We start from the raw sequence: 26,816 nt of genomic DNA, 5'->3' as shown, positions 1-26,816 counted from the left end.
CGGGCACGAACCATGTTGATGCATCTGAAATCCCCCGAAGCCGCTGCCCGCTGGCTGCAGGAATGGACCCCGAGCGGCCAGCTGCGCACGGACAGCCGTGCCGTGGGCCCGGGCGACGCGTTCATTGCGTGGCCGGGTTACGCGAAGGACGCGCGGCAGTTCGTCGCGGGCGCGCTGTCGGCCGGCGCGGCGACCGCGCTGGTCGAGCACGCCGGCGCGGCCGGGTACGGCTTCACCGACGCGCGCATCGCGTCGCTGCCGGACCTGAAGCTGAACTGCGGCCGCATCGCGTCGGCCTTCTACGGCGAGCCGAGCAGGCGCTTGAACGTGCTCGCGGTCACCGGCACGAACGGCAAGACCTCCAGCGCCTGGTGGATCGCGCAGGCGCTGACGCTGCTGGGTTCGCGCTGCGGCGTGATCGGCACGCTGGGTGTCGGCCAGCCGCCGGTGCCGGCCGTGGGGCAGGGCGCCGTGCCGGGAACGGCGACGTCCGCGTCGATCGAGGCCACCGGCCTGACGACGCCCGATCCGGTCCGTCTGCAGGAAGCCTTCAAGCGCATGGCCGACGACGGTTTCGGCGCGTGCGCGATCGAGGCGTCCTCGATCGGCATCGAGGAACACCGGCTGACCGGCACCACCCTCCAGGTCGCGCTGTTCACCAACTTCACGCAGGACCACCTCGATTACCACGGCGGCATGGACGCCTACTGGGTGGCCAAGCGCAAGCTGTTCGACTGGGACGGCCTGAAGGCCGCGGTGCTGAACCTCGACGATCCCAAGGGCGTCGAGCTTGCGGCCGAGCTGGGCGCTGCCGGCAAGCTCGACGTGTGGACCTACGGACTCAACCGTGCCGACGCGCGCCTGAGCGCCGTCGACCTGCGTCATGACGCCAGCGGTCTGGCGTTCACGCTGCGCGAGGGCGCCGCGTCGGTGCCGGTGCAGACCGGCCTGATCGGCGACTACAACGTGTCCAACCTGCTCGGCGTGATCGCCGGCCTGCGGGCGCTGGGTCATGGGCTCGAGGACATCGCGCGCGTCGCCGCGCTGGTGACGCCTGTGCCGGGTCGCATGCAGCGCGTGGGCAGCGGTCGCGAGTTGCCGCAGCTGGTGGTCGACTACGCCCACACGCCCGATGCGCTGGAGAAGGCGCTGAGCGCATTGCAGCCGCTGGCGGCCGCGCGTGGCGGTGAACTGCGCGTCGTGTTCGGCTGCGGCGGCGACCGCGATCCGACCAAGCGCCCGCTGATGGGCGCGATCGCCGCGCGGCTGGCCGCGCACGTCGTGCTGACCAGCGACAACCCGCGCACCGAGGATCCGCTGAAGATCCTCGCCGACATCGAAGCCGGCCTGCCGGCCGGTGTCACGCGTGAGGTGATCGCGGACCGCGCCGAGGCGATCTCGCGCGCCGTCGATCAGGCGGGCGCGCGCGATGTCGTGCTGGTCGCCGGCAAGGGCCACGAGGACTATCAGGAGATCCACGGCGAACGTCGCGCGTTCTCCGACGTGCAGGCGGCGCGCGCCGCGCTGATCGAAAGGGCGGGGCTGTGAGCGACGCAACGCCGATCACCGCTGGTTCCGCCGCTTCGGGTGTGCCGATGATGACGCTCGGTCGCGCCTTCGACCTGCTGTCGCCGCTGCTGCCAGCCGCGACGCTGGTGGGCGAGCCTTCCACGCCGCTGCTGCGCGTGCACACCGACACGCGCTCGCTGCGCGCGGGCGACCTGTTCGTCGCGCTGCGCGGCGAGCGTTTCGACGCGAACGATTTCCTGGCCCAGGCGAAGGCCTCAGGCGCCGCCGCGGCCATCGCCGAGCGCGGTCTGGCCGAGGCCGACCTGCCGGGCCTGCTGGTGCCCGACGCGAAGGCCGCGCTGGGCCTGCTCTCGCAAGCCTGGCGCGAGCAGCATCACCTGCCGGTGATCGCCGTCACCGGCAGCAACGGCAAGACGACGGTGACGCAGATGATCGCGTCCATCCTGCGCGCCTGGCTGGGCGACGCGGCGATGCTCGCGACCGAAGGCAACTTCAACAACGAGATCGGCGTGCCGCTGACGCTGCTGCGCCTGCGCCAGAACGACACCGTGTGGCATCGCGCGGCGGTGGTCGAGCTCGGCATGAATCACCCGGGCGAGATCGCGCCGCTGTCCGCGATGACGCAGCCGACGGTCGCGCTGGTCAACAACGCGCAGCGTGAGCACCAGGAGTTCATGCACACCGTCGAGGCGGTCGCGCGCGAGAACGGCGCCGTGATCGGTGCGCTCGGCACGGCCGGCGTCGCGGTGTTCCCCGCCGAGGATCCGTGCGCGCCGGTGTGGCAGTCGCAGGCCGTGGGCCGCGCGACGCTGACCTTCGCGCTTCAAGGTCAAGCCGACGTGATGGGCCGCGCGCAATGGGTCGCGCCGACTGATGCGAGCGCCGCCGCCGCTGTCGCGAGCGGTGCGGCCGGTGCCGGCGGTGCGGGTCATTGGGCGATCGAGATCCTCACGCCCGCCGGGGCCGTCCCGCTCGCGCTGGCGATGGCCGGGCAGCACAACGTCCGCAACGCGCTGGCCGCCGCGGCCTGCACGCTGGCCGCTGGCGCGCCGCTGGCGGCGATCCGCGACGGGCTGCAGTCGTTCAAGGCCGTGAAGGGCCGATCGGCGCTGCAGACGGCGGTGTGGCAGGGCCGTCGCATCACGCTGATCGACGACAGCTACAACGCCAACCCCGACAGCGTGCGCGCCGCCATCGACGTGCTGGCCGAGCTGCCGGGCACGTCCTGGCTGGTGCTCGGCGACATGGGCGAGGTCGGCGAGCAGGGCCCCGCCTTCCACCAGGAAGTCGGCGCCCATGCGGCCGACCAGGGCCTGGCCGCGCTGTGGACGGCCGGCGCCGCCGCGCGCGACGCCGCGACCGCGTACGGCGCGGGCGCCCGCGCGTTCGACACCGTCGCCGACCTGATCGGTGCGCTGAAGGACGCGCCGCAAGTGCAGAACATCCTGGTCAAGGGTTCGCGCTTCATGAAGATGGAACAGATCGTGGCCGCCTTGCAGTCCGGCGGCCCAGGAGACCCCCATGCTGCTTAGTCTGGCCCAGTGGCTGCAGGCCAACTACCCTGAACTGGGGTTCCTTCGCGTCTTCAACTACATCACCTTCCGCGCGGTGATGGCGGCGCTGACGGCGCTGCTGATCGGCCTGGCCTTCGGCCCGTGGGTGATCCGCCGCCTGACCGAGCTCAAGATCGGCCAGCCGATCCGCGAATACGGCGTGCAGCAGCATCTGGCCAAGAGCGGCACGCCGACGATGGGCGGCGTGCTGGTGCTGATCGGCATCGGCATCTCGACGCTGCTGTGGTTCGACTGGTCCAACCGCTTCGTCTGGGTGGTGATGCTGGTGACGATGGGCTTCGGCCTGATCGGCTGGGTCGACGACTACCGCAAGGTGGTCAACAAGGATCCCGAGGGCATGCGCAGCCGCGAGAAGTTCATGTGGCAGTCCCTCATCGGCCTGATCGCCGCGATCTACCTGGCCTTCAGCGTGTCGGAAACCAGCTTCCTGGGCGTCGTGCAGCTGTTCTTCCGCTGGGTCACGAGCGGCTTCTCGACCGAGCTGCCGCCCAAGGCCGACCTGATGCTGCCGTTCTTCAAGTCGATCAGCTACCCGCTGGGCGTGTTCGGCTTCATCGGGCTGTCCTACCTCGTCATCGTCGGCACCAGCAACGCGGTGAACTTCACCGACGGGCTGGACGGCCTGGCGATCATGCCGGTGGTGATGGTGGGCTCGGCGCTGGGCGTCTTCGCCTACGTGACGGGCTCGTCGGTGTACAGCCGCTACCTGCTGTTCCCCTACATCCCCGGGGCCGGCGAGCTGCTGATCTTCTGCGCCGCGCTCGCGGGCGCGGGGCTGGCCTTCCTGTGGTTCAACGCGCACCCGGCGCAGGTGTTCATGGGCGACGTCGGCGCGCTGGCGCTGGGCGGCGGCCTGGGCACCCTGGCCGTCATCACGCGCCAGGAGATCGTGCTCGGCATCATGGGCGGCGTCTTCGTCGCCGAGGTGCTGTCGGTGATGCTCCAGGTGACCTGGTTCAAGTACACGAAGAAGAAGTACGGCGAGGGCCGGCGCATCTTCAAGATGGCGCCGCTGCACCACCACTTCGAGAAGTCGGGCTGGAAGGAGACGCAGGTCGTCATCCGGTTCTGGATCATCACGATGCTGCTGTGCCTGGTCGGCCTGGCCAGCCTGAAGCTGCGCTGAGCGGGAACGGAACGACGATGTCCTCCCTCCACTTCCCGGCGCTCTTCCAGGACCGGCACGCCCTCGTGCTGGGCCTGGGCGACTCCGGGCTCGCGATGGCGGCCTGGGCCGCGCGCCTGGGGGCGCGCGTCACCGTCTGGGACAGCCGCGAGCAGCCGCCGCAGCTGGCCGCGCTGCGCGAGCGTCTGCCCGACGCCGCGTTCGAGCACGGCGACTTCTCGCCGACCCTGCTGGGCACGATCGATCACAGCTGGGTGCTGCTGAAGAGCCCGGGCCTGTCGCCGCTGGACGCGCGCCTGAAGCCGCTGCTCGCACGGGCGGAAGAGATCGGCCTGCGCGTGCGCGGCGAGCTGGAGCTCTTCGCGCAGGCGCTGGCGGAACTCAGGACGCTGTACCGCTACGAGCCCGGCGTGCTCGCCATCACCGGCACGAACGGCAAGACGACCACGACCAGCATGACCGCGCTGCTGGTCGAGCGCGCCGGCCGCCGCGTCGCGATGGCCGGCAACATCGGCCCGACGCTGCTGGGCACCTTGAGCGATGCGCTCGACAAGGAGCCGATGCCGCAGCCGAAGGAGGACGAGGTCGCCGCCGACATGGCCGCCGAAGCCGATGCGGCCGACGCCGCGGATGACGCCGTCGTCGACCTGGCTGTGGAATCCGTGGTGTCGACGGAGCCCGGCGAGACCGTGACGATCGAAGACGTCGGCGACGTGCCCGAAGTGCCGAACGCCGACGTGCTGCTGGCGTCCTTCGACGCGAACGAGATCGAGCCGGCTGACGCCGCCGATTCGACCGTGGCGGTCGACTCCGTCGATCCCGTCGATCCCGTTGAATCGGTTGAACCTGCGGTGCAGTCCGCTGCCGCGCAAGCGTCCACCGACGATCGCACCGCGCTCGAAACCGTCGCCGAGTTGCTCGACGAGCAGCCGCTGCCGATCAAGCCGCCGCCGCCCAAGCCGGCCGAGTTCGAGGTTCTGCCGCAGGTCTGGGTCCTGGAGCTGTCGAGCTTCCAGCTCGACGGCGTGAAGGGCTTCGAGCCGAGCGCGGGCGCGGTGCTCAACATCACGCAGGACCATCTGGACTGGCACGGCGACATGCCGGCCTACGCGCGCGCCAAGGGCCGCGTCTTCGGCGAGCACGGCGTGCTGGTCATCAACCGCGACGACCCCCAGGTCGAAGCGCTGGTGCCCGCGCCGATCACCGTCAAGCAGGGCCGCGGCCGCCCGGCGAAAGTGGTCGAGCGCCAGGTCGTGCGCTTCGGCCTGGATGCGCCGCGCCGTCCCGGGGATTTCGGCCTGCTGCTCGAGAACGGCATGGCGTGGCTGGTGCGCGCCCGCGAGCAGGAGGAGGAACTCAAGGGCCTCAAGCGCCGCAAGGACGATGAGGACGAGCTCATCATCCAGCGCCTGATGCCCGCCGACGCGCTGCGCGTGCGCGGCCGCCACAACGCCGCGAATGCGCTGGCGGCGCTGGCGCTCGCCACGTCCATCGACTGCCCGCTGGCGCCGATGCTGCACGGCCTGCGCGAGTACCGCGGCGAGCCGCACCGCGTCGAGTTCGTCACCTCGATCCACGGCGTCGACTTCTACGACGACTCCAAGGGCACCAACGTCGGCGCCACCGTCGCCGCCGTCATGGGCCTGGGCGCCGACCGTGCCCCCGCCAAGCTGGTGATGATCCTGGGCGGCGACGGCAAGGGGCAGGACTTCTCGCCGCTCGCCACGCCGATCGCGCTGCATGCCCGCGCGGTGGCGCTGATCGGCCGCGACGCGCCGCAGATCGAGGCCGCGCTGCAGGACAGCGGCGTCGTGATGCACCGCCACGACTCGCTCGAAGCCGCGACGCACTGGTCGCTCGCCCAGGCGCAAGCCGGTGACAGCGTGCTGCTGAGCCCCGCCTGCGCCAGCCTGGACATGTTCCGCAACTACGCCCATCGCGCCGAGGTGTTCATCGCCACCGTGCGCGCGCTGGCGGAAGACGAGGGCCTCATCGGATGAGCGGCGCCTCCTTCTTCGAGACCGTGAGCGAGCGGGTGCGCGCGCTGGCCTCGCGCCGCGGAACGGGCGCGCGGGCCGCGGGCGCCGGCGCTGCGGGCAGCATCGACGTGCCGGTGCGCGACTGGGTGTCCACCTCGGCCGGCCAGCCCACGCGGCTGCTCGGCTTCGACCTGACGCTGATCTGGGTCGTGCTGTCGCTGCTCGCGCTGGGTCTGCTGATGGTCTATTCGGCGTCGATCGCGCTGCCGGACAACCCCAAGTTCGCGAAGTACCAGCCGATGCACTTCTTCGTGCGTCAGAGCCTCTTCATCGCGATCGGCCTGCTGGCGGGCTGGATCACCGTGATGGTGCCGGTGAGCTTCTGGGAGCGTCACGCGCCCAAGCTCTTCGTCGTCGCGCTGGCGCTGCTGATGATCGTGCTGATCCCGCACGTCGGCAAGGGCGTCAACGGCGCGCGCCGCTGGCTGCCGCTGGGCGTCATGAACTTCCAGCCTTCCGAGCTGGCCAAGCTGGCCATCGCGATGTACGCGGCCAACTACATGGTCCGCAAGATGGAGGTGAAGGAGAACTTCGTCCGCGCCGTCTGGCCGATGGCCGCCGCGCTGGCCTTCACCGGCATGCTGCTGCTGGCGGAGCCGGACATGGGCGCCTTCATGGTCATCGCGGCCATCGCGATGGGCATCCTGTTCCTGGGCGGCGTCAACGGCCGCATGTTCTTCCTCAGCGTCGCGGTGCTGATCGGCGCCTTCGTGCTGATGATCACCTTCAGCGACTTCCGCCGCGAGCGGATCTTCGCCTACCTGAATCCGTGGGACGAGAAGTACGCGCAGGGCAAGGCCTATCAGCTGACGCATTCGCTGATCGCCTTCGGCCGCGGCGAGTTCTTCGGCCAGGGCCTGGGCGCCAGCCTCGAGAAGCTGCATTACCTGCCCGAGGCCCACACCGACTTCCTGCTCGCCGTCATCGGCGAGGAACTCGGCTTCATCGGCGTGGCCGTCGTGATCTTCGCGTTCTTCTGGCTGTCGCGCCGGCTGTTCCACATCGGCCGCCAGGCGGTGGCGCTGGACCGCGTCTTCGCCGGCCTCTACGCACAGGGCATCGGCATCTGGATGGGCGGCCAGGCCTTCATCAACATGGGCGTGAACCTCGGCGCGCTGCCGACCAAGGGCCTGACGCTGCCGTTGATGAGTTACGGCGGCTCGGCCACCGTCCTCAACTGCGTGGCACTGGCGATCTGCTTGCGAATCGACATCGAGAACAGACAACTGATGCGGGGAGGGCGGGCATGAGCACGCGTCACCTCGTCGTCATGGCCGCCGGTACCGGCGGCCACGTGATTCCCGGACTGGCCGTCGCCGCCGAGATGCAGCGCCGCGGCTGGACGGTGTCGTGGCTCGGCACCGAAGCGGGCATGGAGAACAAGCTCGTGCCGCCATCGGGCCTGCCGATGGATCGCCTGTCCTTCGCTGGCCTGCGCGGCAAGGGGCTGAAGCATTCGCTGCTCGGCATCGTGCGCCTGTTCAAGGCGCTGGGGCAGAGCGCCCACGTCTTCAGCGCGCGCAAGGCCGACGCGGTGCTTGGCATGGGCGGCTACGTGTGTTTCCCCGGCGGACTGATGGCCTGGGTGATGCGCCGCCCGCTGATGCTGGTGAACGCCGATGCGGCGCTGCTGCTGTCCAACAAGGCGCTCGCGCCGGTCGCGAAGAAGATCGCCTTCGGCTTCGACGGCCTCGCCGCCGCGCAGCAGAAGAAGAGCGTGGTCACCGGCAATCCGGTCCGCGTCGAGATCGAGGACCTGCCCGCGCCCGAGCTGCGCTTCGCCGATCGCACCGGTCCGCTGAAGGTGCTGGTGGTCGGCGGCTCGCTCGGCGCGCGCGCGATCAACGACGTGCTGCCGCAGACGCTCGCGCTGTGGGACGAGCACCAGCGCCCGCAGGTCACGCACCAGACGGGCGAGGCCAACTTCCCGCTCGTGCAGGCGGCCTACGCCAAGCTCGGCGTGCAGGCCGAGGTCGTGCCCTTCATCACCGACATGGCGCAGCGTCTGGCCGAGGCCGACGTGGTGATCTGCCGCGCCGGCGCGGTGACGGTGTCCGAGCTGTGCGCCGCAGGTGTCGCCAGCATCCTGGTGCCGCTGGTGGTTAGCACGACCTCGCACCAGCGCGACAACGCGCAGTACATGGCGCAGCACGGCGCGGGCACGCACCTGCCGCAGGGCGAGCTCAGCGCGCAGGCGCTGTTCGACCTGCTGCAGCAGCCGCGCGAGCACTGGCTGGCGATGGCCTCGAAGGCGCGCTCGCTGGCGCGTCCGCGCGCGGCAGGCCGCGTGGCCGATGAGCTTGAAGCGCTCGTGAACGCACGCGAGGCCAAGTCCGACAACGGAGCGCGCGCATGAAACACGCCCTCCAACGCATCCATTTCACCGGCATCGGCGGCGCCGGCATGAGCGGCATCGCCGAACTGCTGGTGGCGCAGGGCTATCGCGTGAGCGGCTCCGACCAGGGCGAGAGCGAGACCACGCGTCGCCTGCGCACGTTGGGCGTCGACGTGAAGATCGGCCATGCCGCCGAGCACGTCGGCTCGGCGCAGGTGCTGGTCAAGTCCAGCGCGATCAAGGCCGACAACCCCGAGCTGATGGCCGCCCACCAGCACGGCATCCCAGTGCTGCTGCGCGCGCAGATGCTGGCCGAGCTGATGCGCCCGCGCATGGGCATCGCCGTCGCCGGCACGCACGGCAAGACGACGACGACCTCGCTGCTGACGACGGTGATGCAGCAGGCCGGGCTCGATCCGAGCTATGCGATCGGCGGACAGCTGCTGGCCGCGGGCGCCAACGCGGCGCTGGGCGGCGGGCTGCACATGGTCGTCGAGGCGGACGAATCGGACGCCTCCTTCCTGCACCTGCTGCCGCAGCTGGCGATCGTCACCAACATCGACGCCGACCACATGGACACCTACGGGCACGACATGGCCCGTCTGCGTCAGGCCTTCGTCGACTTCCTGCACCGGATGCCCTTCTGGGGCGCGGCCGTGCTGTGCGGCGACGACGAAGGCGTGCGCAGCATCGTGCCGCTGCTGTCGCGGCCGGTGATCCTGTACGGGTTCGACGCCGGCAACGCCGTGCGCGCGACCGACGTCGCCGCCGAGGCCGGCGGCGGCATGCGCTTCGTCGCACTGCGCCGCGACCGCCAGGGCCGCGAGCTGCCGGCGCTGAACGTGCTGCTGCGCCTGAACGGCCAGCACAACGTGCTGAACGCGTTGTCGGTGATCGCGATGGCGATGGAGCTGGGCGTCGACGACGGCGCGCTGCTGCAGGGGTTGGCCAACTTCGGTGGCGTGGGCCGGCGCTTCCAGTCGTATGGCGAGCTGCCGGTGCCGTCCGCGCGCGAAGGCGAGGGCGCGGGCACCGCGCTGCTGATCGACGACTACGGCCACCACCCGGTCGAGATGCAGGCCGTGCTGAAGGCCGCGCGCGGCGCCTACCCAGGCCGACGTCTCGTGCTGGCGTTCCAGCCGCACCGCTACACGCGCACCCGCGACTGCTTCGAGGAATTCGCCGACGTCCTGGCGCAGGCCGACGGCGTGCTGCTGACCGAGATCTATGCCGCCAGCGAGTCCCCGCTGCCCGGCATCAGCGGCGAGAGCCTGGCGCGCGCGGTCGCCGACCGCGGCACCGCGGCGGGCTTCGTCGGCGACTGGCAGGGACTGCCGCAGGCGATCGCCCACCAGGCGCGCGCCGGCGATGTGGTGATCGTGATGGGGGCCGGCTCGATCGCCGCCGTCCCCGCGCGCACCGTTGAACTCATGACGAAGGGAGGCCGCGCATGACCACGGACCTCGGCAATGCTTCCGCGCCCTCGGCGCTGTATCACCACCTGGGCATCGATCGCATCGACGCGAAGTCGCTCGGCAAGGTCGCCGTGCTCTTCGGCGGCGACTCGGCCGAACGCGAGGTCTCGCTGATATCGGGCAGCGGCGTGCTGGCCGCGCTGCAGTCCGAAGGCGTCGACGCGCACGCCTTCGACCCGGGCCAGCGCAACCTGCTCGAACTGAAGTCCGAGGGTTTCCAGCGCGCCTTCATCGCGCTGCACGGCCGCCACGGCGAGGATGGCACGGTGCAGGGCGCGCTCGAACTGATGGGCATCCCCTACACCGGCTCCGGCGTGATGGCCTCGGCCATCGCGATGGACAAGATCACGACCAAGCGCGTCTGGCTGGCCGACCAGCTGTCGACGCCGCGTTGGGTCAGCCTCCGGCGCGGCGAGCTGCAGCGCGAGCGCGTCCGCGCCGTGCCGGATGAACTCGGTCTGCCGATCTTCGTCAAGCCGCCGCACGAGGGATCCTCCATCGGGGCGAGCAAGGTGATGGGCTACTCGGACATGCAGGAAGCCGTCGAACTCGCCGCGAAGTACGACGCCGAAGTGCTGTGCGAGGAATTCGTCGACGGCGCCGAGCTGACCTGCCCCGTGCTGGGCGAAGGCGCCGACGCCATCGCGCTGCCGGTCATCGAGATCCGCGCCGAAGGCGGCAACTACGACTACCAGAACAAGTACTTCACCGACACGACCCAGTATCTGGTCGGCCAGTTGCCGGCCGACGAGCAGGCCCGCGTGCAGGACTTGGTGCTCGCCGCCTACCGCTCGCTGGGCGCGCGCGGCTGGGGCCGCGTCGATGTGATGCGTCGCCAATCCGACGGCCGGCTGTTCCTGCTGGAGATCAACACCTCGCCGGGCATGACCTCACACTCGCTGGTGCCCAAGGCGGCCGCCGCCGTCGGCATCTCCTACCCGAAGCTGTGCCTGTACCTCCTGTCGCAATCGCGGCTGGACAGCCAGGCCTGAACGGACTCGCACGAGACCCCCAGCCACCGCCATGGGCGCCACCTTCACCCACACCGCCAGCCCGCTGCCGCCGGACATCCGCGTGATGAACGGCGTGGCGGGCCTGCTGCTGGCCGTCGTGGCGCTGGCCGCGGGGGCGGTGGGACTGCATTGGCTGGCGAGACAACCGGCGTTCTCGATCAAGTCGATCACGGTCGAGGGCGACGTGAGCCGCAACAGCAGCGCGTCGCTGCGCGCCAACGCGCTGCCGCGGCTGACCGGCAATTTCCTGACGATGAACCTGCAGCAGGCGCGCGCCGCCTTCGAGTCGGTGCCCTGGGTGCGCCACGCGACGGTGCGCCGGGTCTGGCCGCTGCACCTGGTGGTCGCCCTGGAGGAACACCGTCCCGCCGCCTACTGGGAAACCAAGGCCGAGAACGCCGACGCGGACAGCGAGGCGGTCGTCGATACCCGGCTGGTCAACAGTTTCGGCGAGGTCTTCGAGGCGAATCTCGGCGACGTCGAGGACGAGGACCTGCCCACGCTGGCCGGTCCCGCCAAATCCTCCGCCGCGATGCTGGCGATGTGGCGGCAACTCGATCCCTTGACCCACGGAAAACTGGACGAGGGCGTCGCCCGGCTGGATTTGTCCGGCCGCGGCTCCTGGAAGGCGACGCTGGAAAAGGGCGCGATCGTCGAGCTCGGCCGCGGCAGCGAGGCCGAGGTCGTCGCCCGGTATGGCCAATTCATCGCCAGCATTCCCCAGATCACCGCCCGCTACCGCACCTCGCTGGTATCGGCGGACCTCCGCCACGAATCCGGATATGCGGTCCGGCTCGCGGGCGTGACGACGGTTACCACTGCGCCCAAGGGCGCCAAGAAGAATTGAGGACAGGCATGGCCAAGGAATACAAGGATTTGGTCGTCGGGTTGGACATCGGCACCGCCAAGATCATGGCGGTGGTGGCCGAGGTGATGGGAGACGGCCAATTGCGCATCGCCGGTCTGGGCGTCGCGCCGAGTCACGGCCTCAAGCGCGGCGTCGTGGTCAATATCGACGCCACCGTCCAGTCCATCCAGCAGGCGCTGAAAGAGGCCGAAATGATGGCCGACTGCCGGATCTCGAGGGTTTATACCGGGATTACCGGCAGCCATATCCGCGGCCAGAACTCGACCGGGATGGTGATCGTGCGGGACAAGGAAGTCACGCCGGTGGATGTCGCCCGGGTCGTGGAAACCGCCAAGGCCATCAATATCCCGAACGACCAGCGCCTCCTTTTGGTGGAGCCGCAGGAATTCGTCATCGACGGCCATGAGGTGAAAGAGCCGATCGGCATGAGCGGCGGTCGGCTGGAGGTCAAGGTCCACATCGTGACCGGCGCCCAGAGCGCGGCCGAGAACATCGTCAAGTGCGTGCGCCGCTGCGGGCTGGAAGTCGAGCAACTCGTTCTGAATCCTAGCGCTTCCAGTTTGGCGGCACTAACTTCGGATGAGCGCGACCTGGGCGTCGCCTTGGTCGACATCGGCGCCGGCACGACCGACGTGGCCATTTTCACCGGCGGTTCGATCCGCCATACCGCGGTGATTCCGATCGCCGGCGACCTGATTACCAGCGATATCGCGATGGCGCTGCGCACCCCGACCAAGGATGCGGAGGAAATCAAGGTCGAGCATGGCGTGGCCAAGCAATTGCTGGCCGATCCGGCGGATCAGGTCGAAGTGCCGGGTTTGGGCGACCGGGCACCCCGCATGCTCTCGAAGCAGGCTTTGGCCGGGGTCATCGAACCTCGGGTCGAGGAAATCTTCTCGCTGGTTCATCAGGTCATCCGGGAATCCGGCTACGAGGAACTGCTGTCCTCGGGAATCGTCCTGTCGGGCGGTTCCTCGGTGATGCCGGGGATGGTGGAACTGGCCGAGGATATTTTCCTGAAACCGGTACGTCGGGGAAATCCGACCTACAACGGCGCATTGTTCGACATGGTGGCCAATCCCCGTTCGGCCACCGTGATGGGATTGTTGGAGGAAGCGCGGCTGTCGCGCACACGGGGATTCAAGGCGGCGCAGCAGGCGGGGTCCGTGAAGACCTTGTTCGGACGCGCCAAGGACTGGTTCCTGGGGAATTTCTAAGAAGCTGGCATTGACCGGCTCACGCTTTCTTTACGACGTTTGAGGGTTTTGCCCCCTAAAAAAGGGTGGATCCCACTTCTATTTTGCTGATGGCAACTGCACAATATGGACAGGAGGTTTGATATGGCGATCGAGATGATCGAAGAGTTTGATCAAGGCACCCAGATCAAGGTGATCGGCGTGGGCGGCGGCGGCGGCAACGCGGTCGAGCACATGATCAGCCAAGGTGTCCAGGGCGTGGAATTCATCGTGGCCAACACGGATGCCCAAGCCCTGAATCGCTCCAAGGCCGATCAACTCCTGCAACTGGGCCATACCGGCCTGGGCGCCGGCGCGAAACCCGAGGTCGGCAAGACCGCCGCCGAGGAAGCCGAGGCGCGCATCCGCGAATCCATCACCGGCGCGCACATGCTGTTCATCACCGCCGGCATGGGAGGCGGGACCGGCACCGGCGCGGCGCCCGTGATCGCCCGCGTGGCCAAGGAGATGGGCATCCTGACCGTCGGCGTGGTCACCAAGCCGTTCGAGTTCGAAGGCAACCGCCGCGGCAAGGCCGCGGACCTGGGCCTGCAGGAACTCGAGGCCAACGTGGACTCGCTGATCGTCGTGCTCAACGACAAGCTGCTGGAAGTGCTGGGCGACGACGTCACGCAGGACCAGGCCTTCGCGCACGCCAACGACGTGCTGAAGAACGCGGTCGGCGGCATCTCCGACATCATCCACATGCCGGGCCTGGTTAACGTCGACTTCGAAGACGTGAAGACCGTGATGAGCGAGCCGGGCAAGGCGATGATGGGCACGGCCGTGGCCGCCGGTCCGGACCGCGCGTCCAAGGCCGCGGAAGGCGCGGTGGCCTGCCCGCTGCTGGAAGGCATCGATCTGTCCGGCGCGCGCGGCGTGCTGGTGCTGATCGCGGCCAGCCGCAACAACTTCAAGCTGGCCGAGAGCCGCAACGCGATGACCGCGATCAAGCGCTACGCCGCTGAAGACGCGCACATCATCTACGGCACCGCCTACGACGAATCGCTGGGCGACCAGCTGCGCGTCACCGTGATCGCGACCGGCCTGAGCCAGCGCGCCGCGGCGCGCCAGCAGCCGCAGCTGGTCGTGCAGCAGCCGCAGCTGCGCACCGGCACCGACAACATGCCGGTGCTGACGCAGCCGGTGGTGATGCCGGGTTCGGCCGCCGCGCAGGGCTCGCCGGCCGCCGCGCCGATGTCGACCACCGACTTCGGCGGCATGAGCGTGCCGAGCGTCTGGCGCCACGGCCGCACGGCCGCGGCCAAGGTCGAGGCCCTGTCCTCCAACGGCATGGACGAGATCGAGATCCCGGCCTTCCTGCGCAAGCAGGCGGACTGAGACCGACCGCACGCGACGCCATCAGCTTCAAGGCCGCGCCCCGTTGGGGTCGCGGCCTTTTTTCGTTCTGACGGCCACGGCACGGAGCCCGCGCATTCGAGGGGGCTGAGGCACTTGTTGCAATTGAAGGCTCGTGCCGCCCGGTGAACTTCGGCACACTGGCGCGCGATCACAAGACAGAGCGAATGCATGGTCCACGGTGAGGTGGGGAAAACGACGTCGGCACCGCCGGACGCGCGCATGCGTGCGCGTGCGCGGCGGGCGTGGGCGTCGCGTCCGTCGACGCCGCTGCTCATCTCGCTGTTCTCGCCGTTCTCGCCGTTCTCGCCGTTCTCGCCGTTCTCGCCGTTCTCGCTGTTCTCGCTGTTCGCCAGTCTGATGCTGGCGCTGTTCGCGCTGACGCCTCAGGTGGCGGGCGCGCAAGGCGGGCAGCCCGCGCCGGCGATCGGCGCCGCGCCGCAGGCGCAGGTCTCGCGCGCGTCGCCGCTCGGACCGGTGCGGCCGGTGCCCGAGGCCTCGCCGCTTGCCGGCGCGCAGCGCGCGACCGAGGCCGAGGTCGCCACCAGCGACTGGACGCAGGACCAGCTGAAGGCCTGGTGGCGTTCCCTGCGCGTCATGGACGGCGCGAACGGCGCGCTGCCCAAGGGGCTGCTGCCGCCGGAAGACCCGGCGTCCTGGCAGCGGATCCAGCTGCCCGAGGTCCAGCAGCGCGAGGCCACGCCGCACACGAGCGACGTGCGCTTCCAGATGCGCTGGTACCGCGTGCGATACGCCGCGCCGAACGGCCGCTGGCCGACCAGCGTCGCGCTCTACATGCCGCGGCTGGTGGCCTTGGCCGCGGCGGTGCTGGTGAAGACCGACGACGGCTGGCGGCCGGTCTTCGACAACCAGTCCGGCGCGCGCGAGCAATGGGTGCGTCCGCTGTGGGTGGTGCTGCCCTCCGCGCTGACCGAGATCCAGCAGGCGCGCGAGATCGAGGTGATCATCGCCGTGCCCGTGATGCAGGCCGGCTACTACTCGGTGTCCAGCGTGTGGCTGGGCGCGCGCGAGGACCTCGAGCCGAAACACGACCGCCGCTGGGTGCTGCAGATCGGCGTGCCGCAGGCGACCGGGCTGACGCTCGTGACCCTGGGACTCTTCGCGCTCGTGCTGTGGGTGAAGCGGCGCGAGGACCCGTCCTATCTGCTGTTCTCGCTGGCGACGGTCGCCTGGCTGGTCCGCAACCTGCACTACCACCTGGACCTGCCGCGCACGCGCGATGCGCTCGAATGGTTCTGGTGGGTCACGCACGCCTCGATGTCGTGGGTGATGCTGCTGACCTTCCTCTTCGCGCTGCGCTTCGCGCGGCAGCGCTTCACGCGCTTCGAGCGCGGCATCGGGCTCTTCGTGCTGGTGTCCAGCCTGGCGTCGATGCCGCTGTGGGGCAACGGCTTCGACGCGCTGGTGCTGCTGCACATCTGCAATGCGGTCGTGGGACTCGCGGGCACCGGCTTCGTGGCCAGCGTGGCCTGGCGCCAGGGCACGCGCGAGTTGCGCGTCATGGCGGCGGCGCTGGTGATCGGCGTCGTGCTGGGCGTGCACGACCTGGGCCTGCTCGCGGGCTGGTGGTGGCCGGAGCACATCTACCTGATGCCGTTCGCGACGCTGGTGATCCTGGCGAGCTTCCTCTACGCGGTGCAGTTCCGCTACATCGAGGCGCTGCGCGGCGTCGAGCGCGCCAACGGCGAACTCGCGCAACGGCTGGAGGAGCAGAGCGTGCAGCTGAGCGCGCAGCACGACAAGCTGCGCGAGGTCGAGCGCCAGCAGGCGCTGCTGCTGGAGCGGCAGCGGATCATGCAGGACATGCACGACGGGCTGGGCTCGTCGCTGCTGTCGGCCATGGTGGCGGTGGAGCAGGGCACGATGCAGCAGGACCAGGTGGTGACCGTGCTGCGCGAATGCGTGGACGACCTGCGGCTGGTGATCGATTCGCTGGAGCCGGTGGGCCACGACATCGTGTCGCTGCTGGCGACGATGCGTTACCGGCTGGGCAAGCGGCTGCAGCTGGGCGGGCTGAAGCTGGAATGGGACGTGCACGACCTGCCGCCGCTGGAGTGGTTGGAGCCGCCCGATGCGCTGCACGTGCTGCGGCTGATGCAGGAGGCGCTGACGAACGCGCTGAAGCACGCGCGGGCGTCGCGGGTGCGGGTGGTGACGCGCGACCTCGGCAAGCGCGTGGAGATTCGCGTCGAGGACGACGGCGAGGGCTTCGACGTCGCCTCGATCGCGCAGGGCCGCGGGCTGCGTGGCCTGCAGCGGCGGGCCAAGGTGCTGGGCGGACTGCTGCGCGTGGACAGCAGCCCCGGGCACGGCACCGTGGTGACGCTGCGGCTGCCGGTGGCGCGGTCCGACCATGAGGCCGTGATCCAGGCCGGCGCCCAGCAGGGTTGACCCCGATTTGGGACAATGGGCCCATGATCAAGCAACGCACCATCAAATCGCTGACCCGTGCGGTCGGGGTCGGCATCCACAGCGGCCAGAAGGTGGAGATCACGCTGCGTCCGGCCGCGCCCGGCACCGGCATCGTGTTCCGGCGCGTCGACCTGGCCCAGCCGGTGGACATCCCGGTGAACACGCACAGCGTCTGCGACACGCGCATGGCCACGACGATCAGCCCGGGCGGCGATCCGGGCCAGCCCAAGGTGCAGACGATCGAGCATCTGCTCTCGGCCTGCGCGGGCCTGGGGCTGGACAACCTGCTGATCGACATCAACGCGGACGAGGTCCCGGTGCTGGACGGATCGGCCGCGAGCTACGTCTTCCTGCTGCAGTCGGCGGGCATCGAGCTGCAGAACGCGCCCAAGCAGTTCCTGCGGGTGAAGAAGCCGGTGGAGGTGCGCAAGGGCGAGGGCAAGAGCCTGATGTGGGCCAGGCTGGTGCCGCACCACGGCTACACGTTGAGCTTCCAGATCGAGTTCGACAACCCGGCGGTGTCGGCGACGGGTCAGCAGTACGTCTTCGACATGGGCAGCGGCCAGTACAAGCGCGAGATCGCGCGGGCGCGCACCTTCGGCATGACCAAGGACATCGAACTGATGCGCTCGCGCGGGCTGACGCTGGGCGGCAGCATGGACAACGCGATCGTCGTCGACGACTACCGCGTGCTGAACGCCGAGGGCCTGCGCTACGACGACGAGTTCGTGAAGCACAAGATCCTGGACGCGATCGGCGACATGCAGGTCGTGGGCCATCCGCTGCTGGCGGCGTACACCTCGTTCAAGGGCGGGCACGCGCTGAACAACCTGCTGCTGCGCGAGCTGCTCTCGGACGCCGAGGCGTACGAGATCGTGACCTTCGAGGACGAGCGCGAAGCGCCGGCGGGTTTCGCCGAGCTGGCGCCGGCGTGGTGAGCCCGAAGGAACGCTGACCGTGCTCGTCTTCCGCCTCGTCTTCGCGCTGCTGCTGGCGGCGGGCCTGCTGTGCTTCGCCGTCTACATCGGCACGCGGCAACCCATCTGGCGCCGCCGCGGCATCCTGCTGATCAAGTGGACCGTGATCGCCGGCATCGGCTTCTTTGCGGTGTTGATCCTGGAGCGGTTGGTGTTGCTGGTGTAGCGGCGATCGTTTCGCCAACGAAGAAGGCCGCTCATTGAGCGGCCTTCGCGTTTTCCGGTCGGGAGAACTACTCCTCCAACGCCTGCAACTGCACCAGCCGCTGATAGATCCCGCCATCGACCGCCATCAGCTCGTCGTGCGTGCCGCGCTCGTCAAGGTGACCGTGGTTCAGCACCACGATCTGGTCGGCCTCGCGGATCGTCGACAAGCGGTGCGCGATCGCGATCACCGTGACCTGGCCGCGCAGGGCGCGCAGCGCCTCGCCGACCTGCGCCTCGGTGGCGCTGTCGATGTTGGCCGTCGCCTCGTCCAGCAGCAGGATGCGCGGATCGCCGGCGAGCGCGCGGGCCAGCGCGATCAGCTGCTTCTGCCCCGTCGACACCGCCAGCCCGCCGTCGCCCAGCCGGCTGTCGTACCCCTGCGGCAGCGCGCTGAGGAAGTCATGCGCGCGCGAGGCGCGCGCCGCGGCCTCGATCTTCTCGTCGGAGATCGCACGCCCCATGCGGATGTTCTCGCGCACGCTGCCGGCGACCAGGTAAGGCTCCTGCGGCACCAGGCCGAGCGCGGCGTGGAAGGTCTCGTCGGGCAGCTGGTCGAGCGGCTGGCCGTCGATCAGGATGCGCCCCTGCTGGGGCTGGTAGAAGCGCAGCAGCAGCGCCAGCAAGGTCGACTTGCCCGACCCCGTGTGGCCCGCGATGCCGACGAAGCTGCCGGCCGGGATGTCGAGGTCCAGGTCGCGCAGCACGGGCTGATCGGGCTTGTACGCGAACTGCAGGTGCTCGAAGCGGATCGCGCCCGCGCCGACGACAAGATCGGGCCGGTACGACCTCGGCTCGCACGGCTCGCGCAGCAACGCCCGCACGCGCGACGCCGCCACCAGCGCCTGCTGCAGCTGGCTGAACTGCATCGTGATCTGGATCAGCGGCTCGACGACGCGCGCGATGTACGCAAGGAACGCGTACAGCAGCCCGACCTCGATGCCGGACACCTCGCGCAGTCCGAAGCCGTAGATCACCGTCACGATCAGCAGCACGTTCAGCAGGTCCAGCGCCGGACGCAGCAGCCAGGCGTTGGCGCGCAGCTCCTGCACGCGCGCCTCCAGCTGTGCGCGGTTGGCGGTCTCGTAGCGGGCCGCGAAGCGCTGCGCCGCGCCGGCCGACTGCAGCATCGCCATGCCGGCCATGCTCTCGGCCATCTGCGCGTTGAGCTCGGCGCGCAGCGCGCGCGCCCGCTGCACCGGGCCGCTGCTGGCGCGCTGGTAGAGCCAGATGATCCCGGAGCTGGCCGGCACCAGCGCCAGCACGATCAGCATCAGCCGCCAGTCCAGCCAGGCCATCGCGACCAGCGCGCCGGCCACGACGATGGTCGAGTCCAGCATCACGAAGAGCACCTGCCGGTACAGGTTGTTGACCGCGTCGGTGTCGTTGGTGATGCGGCTCAGCAACTGGCCGGTGATGCTGCGGTCGAAGAAGGCCATCGGCTGCGCCAGGACGTGCGCGTAGACCTGCTCGCGCAGGCGCAGCACCGAGCGCCGCGCGACGGAGGCCATGCGGCGCAGCTGCGCGTAGCGCAGCAGGCTGGCGGTCCAGCCGGCGAGCAGCATCGCGCCCAGCAGCAGCGCCATCGGACCGAGCTCGAAATTCCGGGTCAGCACATGCGCGTCGATGAAGTGCTTGCCGAGGATCGGACCGATCGCTTCGAGCGCCGCCGCCACGACCAGCCAGCCCAGGCCCTTCACCAGCCCGCGACGCTCCGGCGCGGCGGCCTGCGCCAGCAGCGCCAGCGCCTCGCGCGGCGAGTGGTCGTTCTGCGGGCTCGTCGGTTTCTTGCCGTCCTTGCCGGACGCGGTCTCAGGCGGCGTCAAGGCTGGCCTCCAGTTGTTGATAGCGCCACTGGCCGGCGTACCAGCCGCCCAGCGCGAGCAGTTCCTCGTGGCGACCCCGCTCGACGATGCGTCCCTGCTTGAGCACGACGATCTCGTCGGCCTCCATCACCGCCGACAGCCGGTGGCTGACGACGGCGAGGCTGCGCTCGGGGTGGCGTTGGCGCAGTTCGCGCCAGTGGTCGAGGATCTGCGTCTCGGTGCCGCTGTCCACGGCCGACAGCGCGTCGTCCAGCAGCAGCACCGGCGCCTCGGCCAGCAGCGCCCGCGCGATCGCGACGCGCTGGCGCTGACCGCCGGACAGCGTGACGCCGCGTTCGCCGACCAGCGTCTCGTAGCCCTGCGGCAGCCGCGCGATGTCCTCGTGCACTGCGGCCAGCTCGGCCACGGCCAGGACCTGCTCGCGCGTCGCGTCCGGGCGGGCGAGGGCGATGTTGTCCGCGATCGAGGCCGAGAACAGGAACGGCTCCTGCGGCACCCACGCGAGCGTGCGCCGCAGCGCGTCGAGGCGGATCTCCGGCGCGGGCAGGCCGCCCAGCCGCACGGCGCCCGCGTCGGGCTCGTACTGGCGCAGCAGCAGGCGCAGCAGCGTGGACTTGCCCGACCCCGTCGCGCCGACGATGCCCAGCGTGCGGCCCGGCGGCAGCGTCAGCGCGATGTCCTCCAGCGTCGGCTGCGTCACGCCGGGGTAGCGGAAGGACACGCGGTCCCACGTGATGTCGGCGTGCGGCGGCATGTCGCGGGTGCCGGTGTCCACCAGACCGACCGGCGCTTCCAGCACCGGATGCAGCCGGGACCAGGCGGCGCGTCCGCGTTCCAGCAGCGACAACACCCAGCCCGCCGCGAACATCGGCCAGATCAGTTGACCGAGATACATGGTGAAGGCGGTCAGCTGGCCGATGCTGATGGCGTCCGTGCCGACCAGCCACGCGCCCACGCCCAGCGCGATCACCGTCGCGGCGCCCAGCGACAGTCCCACGGCGGGCTCGAACATCGCCTCCCAGCGCTGCGCCTGGAAGGCGGCGTCGCCGGCCTCGCGGGCCAGTTCGCCGAACTGCTCGCGGCTGCGGCGCACCAGGCCCAGCGCGCGCACGGTGCGCACGCCGGCGAGGCTGTCCTGCACCTGCTGGTTCAGCGTCGAGAAGCGCTTGAGCGAATCGGCGGAGGCCACATGGATCCGCGACGAGATGCGCCAGAACGCGTAGGCCATGAGCGGGAAGGGCACGAGCGCGGCCAGTCCCAGGCGCCAGTCGACGCTGATGGTCATCATCCCCAGCACCAGGATCAGCGTCAGCGAGCCGTCGAAGGCGGCGAGCAGCGCCTCGCCCGCGGCCATCTCGATCGCGTCGACGTCGTTGGACGCCAGCGCCATCAGGTCGCCGGTGCGCTGCGCGTGGAAGAACGCCGGGCCCTGATTCGTCAGCTGCGCGTACAGCCGCATGCGCAGCTGGCGACCCAGCTCGTAGGCGGTGCGGAACAGCGCCAGGCGCCAACCGACGCGCAGCAGGTAGATGGCGAGGCCCGCCAGCACGAGCAGGCCGAGCTGGCCGACCAGGTCCCAGCCGGCGAGGCGGTGGGACACCAGCGCGTCGACGACGTGGCCGACCTGTCGCGGGATCCAGACCGTCAGGACGGCGATGGTGCTGAGCATCAGCGCGCTGGCCGCGTAGGGCCGCCAATGGCCGCGGATATGGCCGAGGATCAGGCGTGAGAGGGACGACGACATGGCGGCGCATTGTGCCCGCCGGGTCCTGACCGCCGGAAGGTCAGGGCCATGGCCCGGGCGAGCCTCAGGGCGCGGAGGACGCCCGCGCGATCATGCCGATGCGCGCGTGGACCAGGTCGGTCAGCACACGCAGGCGACGCTCGTCGAAGTTGCCGCTGAGCGCGTAGGCCAGCTTGCCGTCGATCCAGTAGAGGCTGCGCGTCGTCTGGCCCGCTTCGACGCGCTGCATCAGGCGGAAGGCCACCGGCGCTTCGGGCGAACTCGCACCGGTGCTGACGTAGAGCGTGAAACGTTCGCCGGCCTCGTTCTCGTACATGAACTGCGCGCGGGCCAGCGTCGCGCCGCCGGACGCACCGGCCGCGCCGGCCGTGGCGTCATCGCCCGCCGGCAGCAGCCGACCACCGACCAGCTTCCAGCCGTAGTCGCGCAGCACAGGCGCATACAGCGGTTGGCCGAGCCGCTTGCTCAGCCACTGCATCAGGTGATCGGCCTGGTCCGCGCCGACCTCGACCGGATGGCGCTTCTCGGGCTGATACACGGCGTGCGCGATGGCGGCGTCGCGGACGTATTCGGGGATGGACGGATCGCGGCCGGCGGCGCGCGCGGCCGCAGCGGCGGCGGCCATCTCGGCGGCCTCCTTCTTGCCGTACCACCAGGCGTGGCCGCCCCAGCCGCCGGCGACACCGGCGCCCAGGCCGACGGCCAGCAGCAGCGCCGCAGCCCAGGCGCGCGGCCAGCGCGAGGCATTCGCGGCCGGCGGACGCAGTGCGGTGGTCAGCGACGGGGGCACGGGCTCGTCGAGCCAGTCGCGATGCAGCGCCTTCAGCGACTCGCGCTGCTCGCGCCAGCCGAGCACCTGCTGCGCGGCGCGCGGGTGGCTCAGCAGCCAGTCCGCGACCTGCGCGGCGCGTTCGGGGGGCAGTTGTCCGTCCACGTAGGCGTGGAGCGTGGCTTCGTCGATCTCGATGTCTGCTGGCGTCATGGTGCGGCGCTCATTTCACCACCCGCAGCGGCGTGCGGCCCGGCGCGGCGCCGTCCATCGACAGCCGCAGCCGTTCGCGGGCGCGGGACAGCCGCGACATCACCGTGCCCACCGGCACGTCCAGCACGCGCGCGGCGTCCTGGTAGCTCAGTTCCTCGACGCAGACCAGCAGGAGGATCTCGCGCGAGGCCGCCGGCAATGCGGCCAGCGCCCGCTCGAGATCGAGCCGCAAGGCGACGCGCTGCTGCGGTTCCTCGATCGCCGGCTGCGGTGCGTCGTCCTCATCCAGCGAGTCGTGCAGCGCCTCGCGGGCGTCGCGCCGCTGGTTGAGGTAGAGCCGATGCATCAGCGTCAACAGCCAGTTGCGAAGGGCGTCCTGGCGCGTCGGTCCGGGTTCGGCATGGAACAGCGCGCCCTTGCGGGCGGCGCGTTCCAGCGTGTCCTGCAGCAGGTCGTCCGCTCGCGCGTGGTCGCCGCACAGCAGCCGCGCATGGCGGCGCAGGCGGGGAAGCAGCGGGAGCGCTTCGTCGAGGACCGGGGGCATGGGCGGGGCGGTCTGCGCGTTCAGGACGTCCGGTCGGTGCTTGGCGTTCCAGGCCTGACGTTCAGGGCTTGGCCGTGTGCCAGACCTGATTGATGCCGTCGCCGTTGCGTTCGCCGGGCTTGGCGTCCTTGGCCCAGAAGTACAGCGGCTTGCCCTTGTAGGCCCACTGCTTGGAACCGTCGTCGCGGGTGATGACGGACCAGTCGCCGGAGGCCTTGTCCTCGGCGCGGGCCATCAGCGGCGGCCAGTTGGTGGCGCAGCCGCCGTTGCACACGCTCTTGCCGTTGCCGGCGGTGTCCTTGTCGAAGGTGTAGAGCGTCATGTCGTTCGCGCCGACCAGCGCGTCGCCCTTGGCGGTCGCGGGGGCCGTCTGCGCGGCGGCCAGGCCGGCGGCGGCCATCAGGACGGCGGCGGCGGTGAGCTTCAGGGTGATTTTCATGCAGGGTCTCCTGGTGGATGGGTACTGCAGAAACACGGTGGAGGGTCAGCTTATTCCATCCGCGAGACATTCCCTGGCATCAGCGGGTGCGTCAGCGGGATTTGCTCGATGGCGATCCGGGCACTAGCCTGCGGGTTCCTACCCAGCTGCCAGGAGACCCCCGCATGACCGACCGCGCCCAGGCGCTTGCCGCCGAGCTGATCCGCAACTTCCATGAGGCCGAGCTGACCTCGTTCAAACGCGAGCCGCTGTACGAGTCGCGCTTCACGCGCCTGGCGCGCGGGACCGCCGCGCGCAAGCTCGGCGCGTCCTACGACATCGTCGAGCCCGGCAAGACGACCTGTCCGTACCACCTGCATTACGCGCAGGAGGAGATGTTCATCGTCCTCGAAGGCACCGGCACGCTGCGCGTGGCCGGCGAGCGCCTGCCGATCAAGGCCGGCGACGTGATCTTCATCCCCGCCGGGCCCGAGTACCCGCACCACATCATCAACACCTCGGACGCGCCGTTGAAGTACCTCTCCGTCAGCACGATGGAGCAGCCGGAGATCTGCGTCTATCCGGACTCGAACAAGTTCATGGCCGAGCGCGGCCCCGACAAGGCGACCCGCCCGTTCGAGGCCATCCGCAAGGTGGGCGAAGGCGACCTCGACTACTGGTACGACGAACCCTGAGTCGCATCGCATCAGGCGGCGGCGCCGGGGCCCCTCGAAGCGAACCCTGACCGAAGGGAAGACTGTGAGCGGCGAGGGGCCCCCGGCGCTGCCGCCTGATGCCGCTCGGTCCCCAGCCGCTCAGTACGTCCGCGAGCCCTTGAACTGCGCGTGCTGGCGCCGCTGCAGCGTCGTCTGCTTGCCCATCGCCTCGAAGGAGACGCGCGCATGCGCGTCCATGATCGCGATGCCCAGCGCGTCGGCCGCGTCCTTGCCCGGTTCGCCGGGCAGCTTCAGCAGCCGCGCCACCATCGCCTGCACCTGCGACTTCGCGGCGCCGCCGTGGCCGGTGATGGCCTTCTTCATCTGCACCGCGGTGTACTCCGACACGTGCAGGTCGCAGGACACCAGCGCCGTCAGCGCCGCGCCGCGCGCCTGGCCCAGCAGCAGCGTCGACTGCGGGTTCACGTTGACGAAGATGATCTCCACCGCCGCGCAGGTCGGCTGGTAACGCGACACCACCTCGCGGATGCCGTCGAAGAGGATCTTCAACCGCCCCGGCAGGTCGCCCGTCGGCAGCGCGTTGGTCTTGATCGTGCCGCTGGCGACGTAGGCCAGCCGCGGCCCGTCGGCGTCGATGACCCCGAAGCCGGTCGTCTGCAGGCCGGGGTCGATGCCGAGGATACGCATGCCGTCGCCTCCTTGCGCGTCAGGTACCGGCGCGGAAGTACCACCGCACCGAATGGAAGAACACCGGCGCCGCGAAGCACATCACCGCGATGCGGTCCAGCAGGCCCACCGCGCCGGTGATCGCGCTGCGGTTGCCCCAGGCGTTGATGCCGGCGTCGCGCTTGAGCGCCTGCATCACGAACACGCCGAAGCTGCCGCAGCCCGCCGCGACGAACGCGGCGATGGCCGCCTGCCCCGCCTTGAACGGCGTGATCCAGTACAGCAGCGCGCCCGCCAGCGCCGCCGTGAACGCGCCGATCCACCAGGCCTTCATCGTGAACGAGCGGCTGATGCGGCGCGCCACCGGCTTGGCGCGGAAGCGGCTGGTCGCCACCGCCTGCGCGACCTGTCCGCAGGCCACCACGGCCACCAGGAAGAACAGCAGGAAGGCGCCGCGCCCCTCGTACTTCGGGAACTCCAGCAGCAGCAGCGCCGGCGCGTGCGACAGGCCGTAGACGCAGACCATGATGCCCCACTGGATCTTCGAGTTGCGCTCGAGGAAACGTCCCGGATCGTCCGCCAGCGCGCTGGCCACCGGGATCGCCAGGAAACCGTAGACGGGGATCAGCACCGAGAACAGGTCGAAGTGGCGCGTGCCCACCAGCACGTACTGCAGCGGCAGGATCACGAAGAAGGCCATGATCAGCCCGCGATGGTCGGCGCGGCGGGTGTGCAGCAGCGTGATGAACTCGCGGAAGGCCAGGAAGGAGAACACCGCGAACAGCAGCGTCGCGCCGACCGGCCCCGACACCCACGCGGCCCAGAACAGGCAGGCGCCCACCCAGACCATGTTGAGCTCGTGGCGGAAGCGCGCCCAGCGCGCCTGCCACGCGTCCTGCTCGTCGTCCGGTCGCTCGCGCAGCGACCACAGCACCGAGGCGATGCTCACCAGCAGCAGCGCGCCGAACAGCACCACGAACAGGAAAGCCACCTGCTCGCCGCTGTTCAAGGATTTGAGCCACTTCATTCCTTCCACCCTCCCGGACGCAGCGCCATCACGGCGGCGCGCGCGCGCTCCAGGAAGGCGCGCTTGTCCTCGCCGGGCTCGATCCGGATCGGCGCGCCGAAGGTGACCGTGCACAGGATGGGCACCGGCACGATCTCGCCCTTGGGCATGACGCGCTGGACGTTGTCGATCCAGGTGGGGATGAGTTGCACGTCGGGGAACTGTTCGGACAGGTGGTAGAGGCCGGCCTTGAAGGCCTGCGGCGCGCCCTTGTTGGAGCGCGTGCCCTCCGGGAAGATGACCAGCGAGTCGCCGCCCTGCAGCGTGTCGACCAGCGGCTCCAGCGGATCCTCGTCGGGCGTGGCGCGCGTGCGGCTGACGTAGACCGCGTTGAACACCGCGCTCGTGAGCCAGGTCTTGAGCGCGGAGCTCGTCCAGTAGTCGCGCGCGGCGATCGGGCGGGTCCGCGCACGCAGTTCGCCGGGCAGCGAGGCCCAGATCAGCACCCAGTCGAAGTGGCTCTGATGGTTGGCGAAGTAGATGCGTTGTTCGGACGTCGGAGGACAGCCTTTCCAATGTCCCTGCGCGCCGGTGATCAGGCGCGCCAGCCAGGACAGGAACAGGCCGGTGATTTCGGCAAGGACCATGGCGCCGGATTATCCCGGACCGCCGCGCACGATCGAGGGTTCCACTCAAGTGAGTTGGTTTCGTGAGAAATTGCACAAGAACTGGTCATGGTCGTCGGGTGGGACTTGGCAAGAAACTGGGTCCTTCACCGTTTTCCC

General features: G+C 69.9%; 23 protein-coding genes. 15 read left to right on the top strand and 8 right to left on the bottom strand.

The window, feature by feature from the left end:
- The first annotated feature begins 12 nt into the window (after positions 1-12).
- The 14 genes from AC07O8_RS14425 to AC07O8_RS14360 all read left to right on the top strand — a co-directional run bounded on the left by AC07O8_RS14425 (position 13) and on the right by AC07O8_RS14360 (position 18,130).
- Positions 13-1,548 (top strand): UDP-N-acetylmuramoyl-L-alanyl-D-glutamate--2,6-diaminopimelate ligase, encoded by a 1,536-nt coding sequence (locus AC07O8_RS14425; RefSeq protein WP_495048691.1) that lies wholly within the window; start codon positions 13-15, stop codon positions 1,546-1,548.
- A gap of 47 nt (positions 1,549-1,595) precedes the next feature.
- A complete protein-coding gene (locus AC07O8_RS14420) occupies positions 1,596-3,062 on the top strand; it encodes a UDP-N-acetylmuramoyl-tripeptide--D-alanyl-D-alanine ligase (protein ID WP_495049094.1) in 1,467 nt (488 codons plus the stop codon).
- Positions 3,052-4,230, top strand: coding sequence for a phospho-N-acetylmuramoyl-pentapeptide-transferase (gene mraY, locus AC07O8_RS14415; RefSeq protein WP_495048690.1), 1,179 nt, complete (start codon positions 3,052-3,054; stop codon positions 4,228-4,230). The genes AC07O8_RS14420 and mraY overlap by 11 nt, the downstream gene beginning before the upstream one ends.
- Positions 4,231-4,247: 17 nt before the next feature.
- Positions 4,248-6,230 (top strand): UDP-N-acetylmuramoyl-L-alanine--D-glutamate ligase, encoded by a 1,983-nt coding sequence (gene murD, locus AC07O8_RS14410; RefSeq protein WP_495048689.1) that lies wholly within the window; start codon positions 4,248-4,250, stop codon positions 6,228-6,230.
- Complete coding sequence (gene ftsW, locus AC07O8_RS14405) at positions 6,227-7,519, top strand: putative lipid II flippase FtsW (RefSeq protein WP_495048688.1); 1,293 nt, start codon at positions 6,227-6,229, stop codon at positions 7,517-7,519. The genes murD and ftsW overlap by 4 nt, the downstream gene beginning before the upstream one ends.
- The gene (gene murG, locus AC07O8_RS14400) at positions 7,516-8,625 is read left to right on the top strand and encodes an undecaprenyldiphospho-muramoylpentapeptide beta-N-acetylglucosaminyltransferase (protein ID WP_495048687.1); all 1,110 of its coding nucleotides are present in this window, start codon (positions 7,516-7,518) and stop codon (positions 8,623-8,625) included. The genes ftsW and murG overlap by 4 nt, the downstream gene beginning before the upstream one ends.
- Complete coding sequence (murC, locus tag AC07O8_RS14395) at positions 8,622-10,058, top strand: UDP-N-acetylmuramate--L-alanine ligase (protein WP_495048686.1); 1,437 nt, start codon at positions 8,622-8,624, stop codon at positions 10,056-10,058. Before murG ends, murC begins: the two co-directional genes overlap by 4 nt.
- The gene (locus AC07O8_RS14390; protein ID WP_495048685.1) at positions 10,055-11,071 is read left to right on the top strand and encodes a D-alanine--D-alanine ligase; all 1,017 of its coding nucleotides are present in this window, start codon (positions 10,055-10,057) and stop codon (positions 11,069-11,071) included. Before murC ends, AC07O8_RS14390 begins: the two co-directional genes overlap by 4 nt.
- 31 nt (positions 11,072-11,102) lie before the next feature.
- Positions 11,103-11,939, top strand: a complete 837-nt coding sequence (locus AC07O8_RS14385; RefSeq protein ID WP_495048684.1) for a cell division protein FtsQ/DivIB — start codon at positions 11,103-11,105, stop codon at positions 11,937-11,939.
- Between the two features lie 8 nt (positions 11,940-11,947).
- Positions 11,948-13,177 carry a cell division protein FtsA gene (ftsA, locus tag AC07O8_RS14380; RefSeq protein ID WP_067276931.1) on the top strand — a complete coding sequence of 410 codons (1,230 nt, stop codon included), beginning with the start codon at positions 11,948-11,950 and terminating at the stop codon, positions 13,175-13,177.
- A 123-nt stretch (positions 13,178-13,300) separates the two neighbouring features.
- Positions 13,301-14,536: a cell division protein FtsZ gene (ftsZ, locus tag AC07O8_RS14375; protein WP_495048683.1), complete on the top strand. Its 1,236-nt coding sequence runs from the start codon at positions 13,301-13,303 to the stop codon at positions 14,534-14,536.
- A gap of 240 nt (positions 14,537-14,776) precedes the next feature.
- Complete coding sequence (locus tag AC07O8_RS14370; RefSeq protein ID WP_495048682.1) at positions 14,777-16,966, top strand: sensor histidine kinase; 2,190 nt, start codon at positions 14,777-14,779, stop codon at positions 16,964-16,966.
- 23 nt (positions 16,967-16,989) lie between these two features.
- A complete protein-coding gene (gene lpxC, locus AC07O8_RS14365; protein ID WP_495048681.1) occupies positions 16,990-17,925 on the top strand; it encodes a UDP-3-O-acyl-N-acetylglucosamine deacetylase in 936 nt (311 codons plus the stop codon).
- 19 nt (positions 17,926-17,944) lie between these two features.
- Positions 17,945-18,130 carry a hypothetical protein gene (locus AC07O8_RS14360; protein WP_495048680.1) on the top strand — a complete coding sequence of 62 codons (186 nt, stop codon included), beginning with the start codon at positions 17,945-17,947 and terminating at the stop codon, positions 18,128-18,130.
- A gap of 67 nt (positions 18,131-18,197) precedes the next feature.
- On the opposite strand, the gene AC07O8_RS14355 is transcribed toward AC07O8_RS14360, so the two are convergent.
- The 5 genes from AC07O8_RS14355 to AC07O8_RS14335 form a co-directional block, all read right to left on the bottom strand.
- Positions 18,198-19,994 (bottom strand): ABC transporter ATP-binding protein, encoded by a 1,797-nt coding sequence (locus tag AC07O8_RS14355; protein WP_495048679.1) that lies wholly within the window; start codon positions 19,992-19,994, stop codon positions 18,198-18,200.
- Positions 19,981-21,738, bottom strand: a complete 1,758-nt coding sequence (locus AC07O8_RS14350) for an ABC transporter ATP-binding protein (protein ID WP_495048678.1) — start codon at positions 21,736-21,738, stop codon at positions 19,981-19,983. The genes AC07O8_RS14355 and AC07O8_RS14350 overlap by 14 nt, the downstream gene beginning before the upstream one ends.
- A 64-nt stretch (positions 21,739-21,802) precedes the next feature.
- On the bottom strand, positions 21,803-22,720 hold the full coding sequence (locus AC07O8_RS14345) for an anti-sigma factor family protein (protein WP_495048677.1): 918 nt from the start codon (positions 22,718-22,720) through the stop codon (positions 21,803-21,805).
- Positions 22,721-22,730: 10 nt separating this feature from the next.
- On the bottom strand, positions 22,731-23,264 hold the full coding sequence (locus AC07O8_RS14340; protein ID WP_495048676.1) for an RNA polymerase sigma factor: 534 nt from the start codon (positions 23,262-23,264) through the stop codon (positions 22,731-22,733).
- Between the two features lie 61 nt (positions 23,265-23,325).
- Entirely contained in the window at positions 23,326-23,703 is a 378-nt protein-coding gene (locus AC07O8_RS14335; RefSeq protein WP_495048675.1) for a COG4315 family predicted lipoprotein, read from the bottom strand.
- A 164-nt stretch (positions 23,704-23,867) separates the two neighbouring features.
- On the opposite strand from AC07O8_RS14335, the gene AC07O8_RS14330 reads away from it, so the two are divergent.
- The gene (locus AC07O8_RS14330) at positions 23,868-24,377 is read left to right on the top strand and encodes a cupin domain-containing protein (RefSeq protein ID WP_495048674.1); all 510 of its coding nucleotides are present in this window, start codon (positions 23,868-23,870) and stop codon (positions 24,375-24,377) included.
- Positions 24,378-24,497: 120 nt separating this feature from the next.
- Here the strand turns inward: AC07O8_RS14330 and ruvC are convergent, their stop codons facing one another.
- From ruvC to AC07O8_RS14315, 3 genes are read right to left on the bottom strand one after another with little or no spacing between them, the layout of a single operon-like run.
- The gene (gene ruvC, locus AC07O8_RS14325; RefSeq protein WP_495048673.1) at positions 24,498-25,046 is read right to left on the bottom strand and encodes a crossover junction endodeoxyribonuclease RuvC; all 549 of its coding nucleotides are present in this window, start codon (positions 25,044-25,046) and stop codon (positions 24,498-24,500) included.
- A gap of 19 nt (positions 25,047-25,065) precedes the next feature.
- The gene (locus AC07O8_RS14320) at positions 25,066-26,052 is read right to left on the bottom strand and encodes a phosphatidate cytidylyltransferase (protein WP_495048672.1); all 987 of its coding nucleotides are present in this window, start codon (positions 26,050-26,052) and stop codon (positions 25,066-25,068) included.
- Positions 26,049-26,678, bottom strand: a complete 630-nt coding sequence (locus tag AC07O8_RS14315) for a lysophospholipid acyltransferase family protein (RefSeq protein ID WP_297531602.1) — start codon at positions 26,676-26,678, stop codon at positions 26,049-26,051. Before AC07O8_RS14315 ends, AC07O8_RS14320 begins: the two co-directional genes overlap by 4 nt.
- Positions 26,679-26,816 lie beyond the last annotated feature (138 nt).

The sequence above is a fragment of the Roseateles sp. GW821-FHT09G09 genome, assembly GCF_059415965.1.
This window is presented reverse-complemented; position numbering and strand designations above follow the sequence as displayed.